This is a genomic window from Nocardiopsis sp. B62, from assembly GCF_018070675.1.
In the GTDB taxonomy this organism is placed as follows: Bacteria; Actinomycetota; Actinomycetes; order Streptosporangiales; family Streptosporangiaceae; genus Nocardiopsis; species Nocardiopsis prasina.
Genome location: NZ_JAGPXK010000008.1, coordinates 56,719 through 69,266 on the forward strand (window position 1 = coordinate 56,719; position 12,548 = coordinate 69,266).

11 protein-coding genes are annotated in these 12,548 nt (G+C 70.4%); 3 read left to right on the forward strand and 8 right to left on the reverse strand.

The window, feature by feature from the left end:
* Window positions 1-23 precede the first annotated feature (23 nt).
* Window positions 24-983 carry a ParB/RepB/Spo0J family partition protein gene (locus KBX21_RS11270; protein ID WP_049568241.1) on the forward strand — a complete coding sequence of 320 codons (960 nt, stop codon included), beginning with the start codon at window positions 24-26 and terminating at the stop codon, window positions 981-983.
* Between the two features lie 441 nt (window positions 984-1,424).
* Here the strand turns inward: KBX21_RS11270 and trxA are convergent, their stop codons facing one another.
* The 3 genes from trxA to KBX21_RS11285 all read right to left on the reverse strand — a co-directional run bounded on the left by trxA (window position 1,425) and on the right by KBX21_RS11285 (window position 3,308).
* On the reverse strand, window positions 1,425-1,748 hold the full coding sequence (trxA, locus tag KBX21_RS11275) for a thioredoxin (protein ID WP_017545709.1): 324 nt from the start codon (window positions 1,746-1,748) through the stop codon (window positions 1,425-1,427).
* Between the two features lie 49 nt (window positions 1,749-1,797).
* A complete protein-coding gene (gene trxB, locus KBX21_RS11280) occupies window positions 1,798-2,730 on the reverse strand; it encodes a thioredoxin-disulfide reductase (protein ID WP_049568107.1) in 933 nt (310 codons plus the stop codon).
* Window positions 2,731-2,864: 134 nt separating this feature from the next.
* The gene (locus KBX21_RS11285) at window positions 2,865-3,308 is read right to left on the reverse strand and encodes a hypothetical protein (RefSeq protein ID WP_210841857.1); all 444 of its coding nucleotides are present in this window, start codon (window positions 3,306-3,308) and stop codon (window positions 2,865-2,867) included.
* A gap of 171 nt (window positions 3,309-3,479) precedes the next feature.
* Between KBX21_RS11285 and KBX21_RS11290 the strand changes: the two genes are divergently transcribed.
* On the forward strand, window positions 3,480-4,709 hold the full coding sequence (locus KBX21_RS11290) for a sensor histidine kinase (RefSeq protein WP_210841858.1): 1,230 nt from the start codon (window positions 3,480-3,482) through the stop codon (window positions 4,707-4,709).
* Window positions 4,706-5,398: a response regulator transcription factor gene (locus KBX21_RS11295; RefSeq protein ID WP_307869188.1), complete on the forward strand. Its 693-nt coding sequence runs from the start codon at window positions 4,706-4,708 to the stop codon at window positions 5,396-5,398. Before KBX21_RS11290 ends, KBX21_RS11295 begins: the two co-directional genes overlap by 4 nt.
* 33 nt (window positions 5,399-5,431) lie before the next feature.
* Here KBX21_RS11295 and KBX21_RS11300 read toward each other — a convergent pair whose 3' ends face one another.
* From KBX21_RS11300 to murJ (KBX21_RS11320), 5 genes are all read right to left on the reverse strand, one after another.
* The gene (locus tag KBX21_RS11300) at window positions 5,432-6,298 is read right to left on the reverse strand and encodes a hypothetical protein (RefSeq protein ID WP_307869189.1); all 867 of its coding nucleotides are present in this window, start codon (window positions 6,296-6,298) and stop codon (window positions 5,432-5,434) included.
* Window positions 6,295-6,921, reverse strand: a complete 627-nt coding sequence (gene sigM, locus KBX21_RS11305) for an RNA polymerase sigma factor SigM (RefSeq protein WP_210841859.1) — start codon at window positions 6,919-6,921, stop codon at window positions 6,295-6,297. Before sigM ends, KBX21_RS11300 begins: the two co-directional genes overlap by 4 nt.
* 31 nt (window positions 6,922-6,952) lie before the next feature.
* Window positions 6,953-8,524: a protein kinase family protein gene (locus KBX21_RS11310; RefSeq protein WP_210841860.1), complete on the reverse strand. Its 1,572-nt coding sequence runs from the start codon at window positions 8,522-8,524 to the stop codon at window positions 6,953-6,955.
* A 246-nt stretch (window positions 8,525-8,770) separates the two neighbouring features.
* Window positions 8,771-10,567: a murein biosynthesis integral membrane protein MurJ gene (gene murJ, locus KBX21_RS11315; RefSeq protein ID WP_049568124.1), complete on the reverse strand. Its 1,797-nt coding sequence runs from the start codon at window positions 10,565-10,567 to the stop codon at window positions 8,771-8,773.
* A gap of 161 nt (window positions 10,568-10,728) precedes the next feature.
* Window positions 10,729-12,534, reverse strand: coding sequence for a murein biosynthesis integral membrane protein MurJ (gene murJ, locus KBX21_RS11320; RefSeq protein ID WP_049568126.1), 1,806 nt, complete (start codon window positions 12,532-12,534; stop codon window positions 10,729-10,731).
* Window positions 12,535-12,548: the final 14 nt, after the last annotated feature.

Below are 12,548 nucleotides of genomic sequence, written 5' to 3' on the forward strand. Positions count from 1 at the left end.
AAGGAGTGTGGAGGGAGTTGCCGGTGAGCCAGCAGCGGCGCGGACTGGGCAAGGGGCTGGGGGCGCTCATCCCGCAGGGGCCGACGGCCCCCGCACCGGTGGAGAGCGTTCGCGACACGATGGTGTCCGTCCCTGAACCCCCTGCGGTCCAGGGCCCGACGGAGATGCCGGACGGGACGTACATGGAGGAGGTCGAGCTCACCTCGATCACCCCCAACCCGCGGCAGCCCAGGACCTACTTCGACGACGAGGCCCTGGACGAGCTGCGGGACTCGATCATCGAGGTCGGCCTGCTCCAGCCCGTCGTGGTTCGCAAGCTCGAGGGCGAGGGCGAACCCCGCTACGAGCTGATCATGGGGGAGCGGCGGTTCCGGGCGAGCAAGCTCGCGGAGCTCGAACGCATCCCCGCGATCGTGCGCCGGACGGACGACGACGAACTGCTCCGGGAGGCGCTCCTGGAGAACCTGCACCGGCAGCAGCTCAACCCGTTGGAGGAGGCGGCCGCGTACCAGCAGATGCTGGACGACTTCGGCACCACCCAGGGGGAGCTGGCCCAGCAGGTCGGCAAGTCTCGTTCGCACATCGCCAACACGCTGCGTCTGCTCAACCTCCCGGGGAGGGTGCAGACTCGGGTGGCGGCGGGGGTGCTGAGCGCCGGACACGCGCGGGCCCTGCTGTCGATCGACGACCCGGAGGCGCAGGAGCGCCTCGCCAAGCGGGTCAACGACGAGGGACTGTCCGTCCGGTCCTTGGAGGAGATCGTCGCCCTCCGGGAGATTCCAGAGGAGGACAAGCCCCGCAGGGCCTCCGCCGGGCGGATCGACAACCCTCCGCAGATCGAGGAGTGGGCCACCCGGATGGGGGACCGGCTCGACACCACCGTGAAGGTGGACATCGGCCGGAAGAAGGGCAAGATCGTCGTGGAGTTCGCGACGATGGAGGACCTGGAGCGGATCATCGGTCAGATGGACCGCGAGAACTGACCCTCCACCCTCGCGAGCGATGGCGGTGTTTCACGTGAAACACCGCCATCGTCGTGTCCGGCGCCCGGTGGCCCAGAGGTGGTGTGGCCCCGTTCGACGAGGTGCACCCCCGCCGCCCCTGCTGGCGCCGCGATTCACCTTCGACGTTTTCGACATCCCAGGGGGGCCGCAGGGGCCCGTGGTCACGGGCTCGGTGCTTCGGCCCGCAGGGGCCCGGCACTGGGCGTGGCGTGTGGGGCGCATCGGTGACCCCAACGATGACGCCCCGAAGGGCTGTTTCACGTGAAACAGCCGGTCAGGGACTCATTGAACCGACCGCGAGGCGCCACAGGGGCCGCAGGGCGGCCGTGGGGGCTCGACCCCGGGGTGAGTTCGCAGGAACGCAGAGAGGCCCCCAGGGTCCACCTGAGGGCCTCTCGTGCGTGTGTGCGGTGCTTCGGGTTACAGGAACTCCGCGAGCTCCTTCTCCAGCAGACGCGTCGGCTTGGCGCCGATGATCTGCTTGACGACCTCGCCGCCCTTGTAGACGTTCATGGTCGGCAGCGACAGGACGTTGTACGCGCGCGGCGTCTCGGGGTTCTGGTCGGTGTTGATCTTCACGACGTCGATCTTGTCGCCATGGTTGGCGGCCAGCTTGTCCAGGACCGGGGCCATCTGCTTGCAGGGGCCGCACCAGTCGGCCCAGAAGTCCACCAGGACGGGCTTGTCGTTGTTGAGGACGACCTCCTCGAAGGAGGCGTCGGTGGCGTTCTTGACGGTGGACACTGCTTGGTTCTCCTTGGTTCGACGAAACCGGACGAGGGGGTCGGGGAAGCTAGTTGCCGATGGCGGCGAGGAAGCGCTCGGCGTCCAGGGCGGCGGAGCAACCGGTGCCCGCGGCGGTGATCGCCTGGCGGTACTGGTGGTCGACCACGTCGCCGGCGGCGAAGACGCCTTCGAGGTTGGTCCGCGTGGACGGGGCGTCCACCTTCACGTAACCCTCCTCGTCGAGCTCGATCTGCTTCTGGAAGAGCTCCACGCGGGGGTCGTGGCCGATCGCGACGAACAGACCGGTGACGTCCAGCGTGCTGGTCTCGTTGGTCTTGTTGTTGACCAGCTTGAGGCCGCTGACGCGGTCCTCACCCACGACCTCGGTGACCTCGGTGTCCCAGACGAAGGTGATCTTGTCGTTGGCGAGCGCGCGCTCGGCCATGATCCTGCTGGCGCGCAGCTCGTCACGGCGGTGGATGACCGTCACCGACTTGGCGAAGCGCGTGAGGAAGAGGGCCTCCTCCATGGCGGTGTCGCCGCCGCCCGCCACGGCGATGTCCTGGTCGCGGAAGAAGAAGCCGTCGCAGGTGGCGCACCATGAGGTGCCCCGGCCGGACAGTTCCTTCTCACCGGGGACGCCGAGCTCGCGGTAGCCGGAGCCGGTGGCCAGGATGACGGTGTGCGCGAGGAAGGTCTCGCCGCCCGCGGTGACCTCCTTGACCGGCTTGGTCAGGTCGACGTCGGTGACGTCCTCGGGGACCAGCTCGGCGCCAAAGCGCTCGGCCTGCTTGCGCAGGTTGTCCATGAGGTCAGGGCCCATGATCCCGTCCGGGAAACCGGGGAAGTTCTCCACGTCGGTGGTGTTCATGAGCGCACCGCCGGCCGTGATGGACCCCTCGAACACCAGCGGGCGCAGTTCCGCGCGCGCGGCGTACACGGCAGCGGTGTAACCCGCCGGTCCGGAACCGATGATGATGACATTGCGGACGTCACTCACGCTCTAGGCCCTTCACACAGTCGCTGCCCGGCCACGGTGGTGTGACAGGGGAAAGATGGTTAGCACAACCGATGGTAGGCGCACGCCATTCCCGGTCCGACATCGATGCAGCGTACGGGGGTGGGGTATGGGCCTCAGCCTCTCCCGGACACCCGCCCGGACCCGCGTCCCAGGGCCGTCCCGACGACGAGGGCCAGCCCCCCGGCGACCGCGCCCCACACGGCGTTCACGGCCAGGACCGAGACCATCGTGAAGGGGTTGGTGAGCGGCCCCTGGAGGCCCTCTCCGAGGAGCGGCGACAGCACGGCGCTGAGCAGGATCGCGAGGACCCCGTAGGCGACACCCGCGCAGACGAGGGTGAGGAAGGGGCGGGGCACCTGCGCCACGAGCACGGCCGTCACCCACGCCAGGGTCACCAGCAGCGTGGCGCTCAACTGTGCCCAGGGTGAGCCGATCGCCTCGGTGATCCCGGTGACGTTCATCAGGGGGCGCACCAGGGCCAGCGCGCCCAGGCTCAGGACCAGGGGCCAGGACACGCCGTGTGGGGCACTGGCGGACGGGGACGGGTGGCGGTTCATGCTGTTCCCCTCGTGGACCGCGGGCGGTGCTCGCCCGACACCCCGGAAAGCTACGTGTGAGGACCGCCGCCGGGCGTCCGTCCCGGGTCTCCTCCGGGTACGTCGAAACGCGTAGCCGGACGCGCACGTGAGCGCCGGTGCGGCCGGGGCCCGGCTCCGTAGAATCGCCGCATGCGCGACCGCCCCGGCCCGCCAGGCCAGCAGGACCAGTCCGGCCACACCGACCCCGCCCGCCGTCAGGCCGTCGTCGTCGACGCCCTCCTGGGGTTCGCCGTCTTCGCGGTGGTGGCCATCGCCATCGGCGCGGGAATCGGCGGAGGAGACCTCCCCGCCGTCCTGGCCTACGGGTTCGCGGCCGTCCTCGGTCTGCTCATGCTGTTCCGGCGCCGATGGCCCCTGGCGGTCCTCCTGCTCACCGCCGTCCTCCTCATCGCCTACTACGTCGTGGACCTGCCGGTGATCGGTCTGGCGGTGCCCGTGGCCGCCGCCCTGTACTCCGCGGCCGTCTTCGACCGCACCCGGTGGGCCGTGGGGACGGCGGCGGCGCTGGTCGTCGTCTCCACCGTGGCGAGGCTGGGGGAGGGGCAGGACCCGGCCTTCCTCCTCGGGTTCGAACTGGTGTCGACCGTGGCCATCATGGGTGCGGCGATCGCGTTCGGAGACGGGGTCCGCCAGAGGGCCGAGGGCGCCCGCCAACGCGAGCTGATCGCGGTCCTGGACGCCCAGGCGCGGGAGGCGGAGTCGGCCGAGCTCCTGGCCCGCGAACGCGCCCGGATCGCACGCGACCTGCACGATGCGGTGGGCCACCACCTGTCGGTGGTCTCCCTGCACACCTCGGTGGCGGCCGAAGCCCTGGAGGAGGGCGCCATGGACCCTCCCGTGGCCCGTGCCGAGCTGGACCACGTCGCGCAGGCCGCGCGGGAGGGGTTGCGCGACCTGCGCTCCACGGTGCGGGCACTGCGCGACCCCCGGGGCGGCCAGGGGGCCGGGGACGGGATCGAGCGCGTGGCGGGGCTCGCGCACCTGGACGAGTTGGTGGCCTCCGTGCGGGCGGCGGGACTGGGAGTGGACGTGACCGGGCAGCCGGGTCCGGGGCTGCCCGGACTGGTCGACGCGACCGCCTACCGGGTGGTCCAGGAGGCGCTCACGAACACGCTCCGGCACGCGCGGGCCGAGGCCGCCGAGGTGGTGCTCGAACGCGCTGAGGAGTCGCTCACGGTGACGGTCACCGACGACGGGACGGGTCCGCTGCCGGGCGAGGCACTCGGGGAGCGCTGCGGATCGGGACTGGCCGGGATGAGGGAGAGGGTCCGGATGGTGGAGGGAACCCTGGAGGCGGGACCGGTACCCGGCAGGGGGTTCCGGGTACGCGCGCGGCTGCCACTCGGGGGCGGGGTGTGAGCGCGCCGACGAGGGTCCTGCTCGTGGACGACCAGGAGTTGGTCCGGACCGGGGTGCGTTCGCTGCTGGAGCGGGACGGCGACATCGAGGTGGTGGCGGAGGCGGCCGACGGGCGCGGGGCCGTGGTCGAGATCGACCGCCACCGACCCGACGTGGTGCTGCTGGACCTCCAGATGCCCGTCCTGGACGGGCTCGGCGTTCTGCGGGAGCTGGAACGTCGACGTGTCGACACGTCGGGGCGCCGACATGTCGACACCCGGGTGGTGGTCCTCACCACCTTCGGCGAGGACGACAACGTGTTCTCCGCGCTGCGCCTGGGCGCGGCCGGGTTCCTGCTCAAGGACGCCAGACCGCGCGAGCTGAGGGACGCGGTCCGCACGGTGGCGGCGGGGGAGGGGCTGCTGTCGCCCGGGGTGACCCGCCGCGTCATCGAACGCCTCGCCGGTACCGAGCTGCCACCCGGGGCCGCCGATCGCCTGGACGGGCTCACCGTTCGTGAGCGCGAGGTCCTCGCTCTGGTCGGGCGGGGGATGTCCAACCAGGAGATCGGCGCGGAGCTGTACCTGAGCCCGGCCACCGCGCGAACCCACGTGGGCCGTCTGCTGGCCAAGCTCGGGGTGCGCGACCGCGTGGGGCTGGTGGTGCTGGCCTACGAGAGCGGGCTGGTGCGCGCCGGAGACGACCGCTGAGACCGTGGGCGCGACCGCCGGTGCGGAGCCCGTCTACAGCGGCCGCTGGGCGAGCACGCCTTCGGCGGGGCTCCCGTCCGCGCAGCTGCCCGGGTCGAGCACGACCACACCGGCGCCGTCGGTGTCCTGGGTGAACAGGACCCACGCGGGTCCGGCGCCGTCACCGGCGTCGAAGAGGGCGTCGTCGACCAGGGTGACCCGGACGCCACTCTCCTGCTCGAAGCGGGTGACGCACTCCTGAGCCTCGGTGGTCAGCTGGGTGAGCGCCTGGGTGCCCGCTTCCTCATCGGTGCCCTCCGGTTCGCGTTCCGCGGAGAGGACCTCCGAGGCCTGGGCGCCGAGCCCGTCCTCGGTGTAGACCGTGCCGCTCGCCACCGACTTCGCGGAGTAGGACTGGGCGGTGTCGGGGGCGGACTCGGACTTGCTCTCCTCCAGCAGGGGTGAGGCGGCGGTGGTCTCCTGCTCGCTCATCATCCCGTTGAGGATCGCGGCTCCGCCGCCGACCACGAACACGGTCACGGCCGCGATCGCCATGAGGTGGGGCAGGCCGAAGCCCCGCCGTCGGTTGAGGGGGACCACCGGTGCCAACGTGTCCGCCGCGGGCGCTTCGGAGTCCTCGGGCTCCTCGGCGTCGCGGGCAGGGCCGTCCCCGGCCGTGGAGGTCGCCGAGCGTTCGCTCACGGCCTCGGCGATCCGGCTGTCGAGGAGGTCGGCGACGTCCTGCGGCAGCGCCGGCAGGGGTTCCTCGGCGAGGACGCGGGTGACCCCCGAGAGCTCGTCGAGGACCGTGGCGCAGGACGCGCAGGTCTCTATGTGTGTGGCAACGGAGCGTTCCTCGTCGGGGTCCAGGAGGTCCTCGGCGAAGAAGGCGAGTGCCTCCACGTCAGGATGGGACGTCACGATGGGTTGGCACCTCCTCTCCCAGATGTGACGTCTCGCGGCGGCTGAGGGTTCCTTAGATGGGAGAGCGACGGAAGAAGTTTGGCGCGACCCCGCGCACACCGGCTCTTGACCGTTCCCGAAGCGACCTCGAGGATCTCAGCGGCCTCGTCCACCCGGTAGCCGAGCATGTCCACGAGGGTCAGCGCCATCCTCTGGTCCAGGGGGAGGAGGTCCAGGGCGGCGTGGACGTCCAACCGGGCCTCGGTCTGGGAGGCGTGGTCGTGCCCGCCCCCAGAACGGCTCAGGCGGTCGTTGGAGATGACGTCGAGGGTCTCGTCCTCGGTCGGGGTCGCCGGGCGCACCTTGCGGCGTCTGAGGCGGTCGTGGCAGGCGTTCACCACGATGCGGTGCATCCAGGTGCTGACCTGCGACTCCCCCCGGAACCGGTCGGCGGCGCGGAACGCTGACATGAAGGCGTCCTGGAGGGCGTCCGAGGCCTCCTCGGGGTCGCCCATCATCCGGACGGCGACAGACCACAGGCGCTCACGGTGACGGCGAACCAGTACCGCGAACGCCTGTTCGTCACCCTGAGCGTGCCTCGACAACAGCTCCGTGTCAGGAAGCTCCTGGGCCGCGTCCATCAGCGCTGATCACATACCCCACAAAGTAGAACTAGGTCCCGCGAACCTCGACCTCGTTAATGGTCCCACGGAAGCGTCCGTCGTCCGAGGGCAGGTCGGTGAACCAGATCAGGACGAACTGGCCGGTGGCGGCCTCGTCCAGGGTGATGGTCTGCTCACCGCTGACCTGGCCCTCCCATGCGGAGGGAAGGTTGGCGTCCAGGCTGGCGTCGTCGGAGACGGAGTCGCTGTCGCCGACCCGGATCTGGACCCCGTAGTCCTGCTGCGGCAGGGTCAGGTCGACCTCGTGCACTTCCTGGCTCGCCCCGAGGTCCAGGATCAGACCGACACCGGACTTCTCGGTGCCCATCGGGTCGTTGTAGCCCTCGGTGTTCCAGGCCGTGCCGGGGTCGCCGTCGTGGGCCAGGGGAGCGTTCTGCCCGTGCTCGGAGTTGTCGCCGAGCGGATCGAACCCGTCGGACCCGGTGATGTCGAGGACGTTGAGGTCCGACTCCTCCGGGGTGTCCTCGGTCGCGCTGACGCTGGGGTCGGCCTCGCCGTCCGTGCCGGAGTTCATCATCGACCCGAACGACCAGGCGCCGACGACGACCGCCACGAACAGCACCACCGCCATCGCGCCGACCAGGACGCGCTTGGTGGACAGACTCCCCTCACGGGAGGTCGCCGCCCTCTGGTCCATGCGGGAGGGCGCCGGACGCGCACTGGCGCGGGCCGGAGCGGAGGCGGTACGACTGGTGCGGCGCTGGTTGTTGGTGGCGTCGAACTCACCCGTGCGCCGGGAGGTCCCGGGCTCGGGCGGCGCGGACTCCGCCGGGGAGACCGGCAGCGGAATGAGGCGGGGGACCTCCGCCATGGCGGCGCAGAAGTCGGCCGGGCTGGTGATGGCCGGGCCGGGCACCATCTGTCCCACCAGCTGCGGCAGGGCCGCCCGGGTGGTGATGGAGGCCAGGGGTTCGCCCACGCCCTGTCTGAGCTGTCCGGGCGGGTAGGGGCCCATGGGGCCCTGGGGGGCGCCGGGCAGGCCGCTCTGCGGGCCGCCGGGCCAGTACCCGGTGAGGGCCGCGTAGAGCAGGTTTCCCAGCCCCTGGGCGTCGACGGCGGCGGGCTGGGGCACGTTGTTCCCCAGCAGGGCGGCGTCCACGCCGATACCGGTGACCTTGACCGCTCCACCGCTGCTCCACATGAGCTTGCCGGGGGTCAGGCACAGGTGGTGCAGGCCGCCAGCGTGCGCGGCGGCGATGGCCTCGGCGGCCTCGGCCACCAGGCCGGCGGCGCGCTCGGGCTCCATCGGACCCTGAGCGAGGAGTTCGGCGAGGGAGGAGCCGATGACCCACTCCTCGACGACGTAGGGGACGGGGGTGGTGTCGTCGGCGTCGAAGACCTGGGTGACGCGGGCGTCCGGGATACGGCTCGTGGCCCGGGCGGCGCGCACCACCTCGGACGTGCGGGGGAATCCCTCTGCGAAGGTCCACACCGCGACGGGGCGCGCGAGCGTCTCGTCGGTGGCCTTCCACCGGGTCGCGCCACCGGTCTCGCTCACCACGGTGTCGAGTCGGTAGCGGTTGGCCAGCTTCGCCCCGGGTTCGATCAGGAAGGTGCTCATGATGGGAGTGACGGGTGACAGTGCCGTGGATCGCGTGGCGCCGTCACGGGCGCACGCGCGGGGGTCCGGCGCTGTCGGCTGTCCCCAGCCTCCCTTCGGGCAGCTCGGATAAACGATGCTCTGGCGGTAAAGCGGTGTCTGTCCATGCTAGGACGCGTGAACAGCCTCTTTGGAGGACACCGGATGGTCACGCATCTTCCGGGGCGTACCCGGGCGCGACCACCCAACGTCATCCATTCCAGGTGATCAGCGGCGTCGCAGCCGTGTTCTGACCAAATCCAGGAACGCTGTGACTTCAGTCACATTGAGGAACTTGGCGGCAACCACGAACAGTACGGCACCGACCAGTCCTCCGGCCACCATCGACGCGAGGGCGGGCCACACGTCGCCCGGCAGGCCGCCGAGGGCGAAGATCATCAGGACGCCGAACGCGGCAGCCGGAACCGTGGCCACGTGCAGCTTGAACAGGGTCGCCGCGGTCCTGCGGCCGTCGAGCCCGTTCAGCCTCCTGTTGAGGAGATACCACATGATGATCGAACCCACGACGTAGTAGAGACCGTAGGGCACGGGCAGCCACACGACGATGTTCTGCGGGCTGTCCGCCATGAAGTACAGCAGGCTGATCGCGGTGACGGCGTGGGCGGCCTCGGAGGGGATCGACACCAGGGCCGGGGTGCGCGTGTCGCCCAGCGCGTAGAAAACGCGCATCTGGAGCTGGAACAGCGTGAAGGGGATCAACATCACGCAGAAGACCATGAGGATGCGACCGATCGCAGCGGCGTCCTCGGCGCTGGTGCTTCCCTGCGCGTAGATCATCACGCAGAACGGCACGGCGAAGACGATCATCGCCACCGCGATGGGCACGATCAGGACCGACGAGAGCCGGAAGCCCCGGGAGAAGTCGCTCCGCACCTGGTCCTTGCGCCCGGCCGCGACGTGCTCGCTCATGCGGGGCAGCAGGGCCGTGATCACCGAGACCGCGATGATCGCGTACGGCAGCTGGAACAGCATCGACGCGAACTTGTACGCCGCGATGCCCGAACCGGTCTCGTAGCCGAGGTCGGCGGCCATCGAACCGGCGCGGGTGGCGACGTTGGTCGAGACGAGCGCGCCCACCTGGGCGACGACGATGTAGAGCATCATCCACGAGGCCGCGCTGGCCGCCTCGCCGAGCCCGGAACCGCGCAGGTCCAGGCGCGGCCGCCAGCGGAAGCCGGCGGCGGCGAGCGCCCAGACCAGAACGGCGGCCTGGACGACCTGGCCGACGGCTGTGCCCAGGCCCAGCAGCGCGAGCTCGCTGGCGGTGATCGTGTCCGGCGTCCGGCCGGGCCCGGCCAGGGACAGGAACCACAGGCAGACGCCGATGATGACGACGTTGTTCAGCACCGGCGCCCACATGGGGGCGCCGAACTTGTTCCGCGCGTTCAGCATCGCGCTGGCCAGGCCGCTGGCGCCGATGAAGAAGATCTGGAGCACCAGGTAGCGGGCGAGGATGACGGAGACCTCGTACTGGGCCCCGCTGAACCCGCCCGCGTAGATCCGGATGAACCACTCGGCGATCAGCACCGACACCAGGGTCAGCACGAACAGCGCGAGCAGCATCAGGGTGACCAGACGCTGTTCCGTCCTGTCCCCGCCGTCCTCGTCCAGCTTGCGCCGCTTGACCAGGAACGGCACGAACACGCTGGCCAGCAACCCGCCGATGAGCAGGTCGTAGATCATGTACGGCACCATGCCGGCGGTCTGGTAGGCGTCACCCAGCATCTGGGTGCCGATCGCCGCCGCGAGGACGATGGTGCGGACGAACCCCGTCACCCGGGAGGCGATGGTGCCGACCGCCATGATCGCGGTCGACTTGGCGATGTTGCCCGGACCGGTGTGCGTGGCACCGCCGATCTCGTCGCCGTCCTCCAGACCCGCACGGTCCGCGGTGCCGACGTCACCGATCTCGCTCGGGTCCCGGAGCGTCTTCAGCCCGGTCTCCGGCTCGGTGCCGGGTTCGGCCCGCTCGTAGGCGTCGAGCACGTCCTCGGGCATCACCATGTGACGGCGGGACGGGCGCTCGCGGGTTTCCTCTGGACCGGGATCCGGACCGTCGGCGTACTGACGGGGGTGATCGCTGGACACCGTGGGGTGGTCCTCTTCTTCTGACTCTTGTGGCTGGAGGTCTCCGGCGGGGGCGGGGCCGGAAGGGGTCACGGCATCTAACGGCGCAGGCGGCCGCGGATGAGTTCCACGGCGGCGCTCAGCTCGGGGACGCGCAGCAGTCGGGCGGAGACCAGGAAGAGCAGGGCACCGACGGCACAGCCCACCAGGGGAGCGCCGATGTTGGTGGCCAGACCGTCGCCGACCCGCGTCTCGAAGAACCAGAGCACACCGAAGCCCGCCGCGATGCTGGGAACGACGGCCAGGTGCAGCCGCAACAATGTTCCAATCACGTGCTTTCCGTCAAGTCCCCCGATGCGGCGGCTGAGGATCTGGCCGGCGATGGTCAGGCCCGAGAGGAACGAGATCATGAAGCCCGAGGCGACGCCGACGACCACCAGGTTCGGCGGCAGGAGAAGGTAGGCGACCAGGGCCAGACCGCTGTGGACGGCGAGGTTGGCCAGACCGATCAGGGCCGGGGTGCGGGTGTCGCCCATGGCGAAGAACACGCGCAGCATGAGCTGGAACACCGTGAACGGCAGCAGCCCGAGCGACATCACGGCGAGGATCTGGCCGATGGCGGACGCGTCGGCGACCGACACCGAGCCGCGGGCGAACGCCAGGACCGACAGCGGTTCGGCGAACATCGCCACCGCGAAGGCGACGGGGACGAGCACGAACGCGGAGATCCGCAGCGTGCGTGAGAAGTCGGAGCGGACGGAGTCCCAGTCGTGGTCGTCGGCGTGCGCGCTCATGCGGGGCAGCAGGACGGTGATCAGCGAGACCGCGATGATCGCGTAGGGCAGCTGGAAGAGCTGGTACGCCAGGTTGTAGGCGCTGATACCGGCGCCGACGTCCAGGCCCTGCTCGATGCTGGCCACGTTGGCGGCGTTGGCGATGTTGGTGGTGATCCACAGGCCCGCCTGGGTCAGGAGGGTGTAGAGCATCATCCACCCGGCGGTACGCAGCGCCTCGCCGAGCCCGGAACCGCGCAGGTCCAGGCGCGGCCGCCAGCGGTAGCCGGTCCGCGTCAGGGCGACGAACAGCACCAGGGCCTGAAGCGCCATGCCCGCGGCGGTGCCCGCGCCCAGCAGGGTGAGCTCGTTGGTGGAGACGTTCTCCGGGGTGCGACCCGGGCCCGCCACGACCAGGAACATCGCGGCGACGCCCATGATGACGAAGTTGTTGAGCACCGGGGCCCAGACCGCCGCGCCGAACTTGCCGCGCGTGTTGAGCATGGCGCTCAGCAGGCCGCTCAGGCCCACGAAGAAGATCTGGGAAAGCAGGAAGCGGGCCAGGTAGACCGACGCCTCGAACTGCAACGGGGTGAACCGGGAGCCGTACAGCCAGATAAGGGCCTCGGCGGCCAGGATCGCGACCGTGGTCACCAGCAGCAGCGCCAGCACCATGGAGGTGAACAGGCGGTCCTCGGTGGCCTTGCCACCGTCGGCGTCGCGCTTGCGCCGCTTGACCAGGAACGGGATGACCACGGAGGCCATCAGGCCGCCGATGAGCAGGTCGTTCAGGATGAAGGGGATCGTGTGCGCCGTGTGGTAGGCGTCACCGAGCAGGTGGGTGCCGATGGCGGCGGCCAGCACGATGGTGCGGGCGAACCCGGAGATACGGGAGGCCATGGTGCCCACGGCCATGATCATGCTGGACCGCATCATGCCGCCGGAGCCGGAGTCCTCCTGTTGGGCGGGCGCCTCGGCCTCGGGGAGCTCGCCCTCCTCGTACGAGGGTGTGGGTCCACCGGCGGGGCGTACGGCGCTGTCACCGGGCATGGCGCCCTCGTGGGGGAGCTTGCTGTGCTTGGGCGTGTAACGGGAGGACTGTTCGTCGCCGTTCGGGGAGTCGGTGACCACCGTGGATCAGGGTT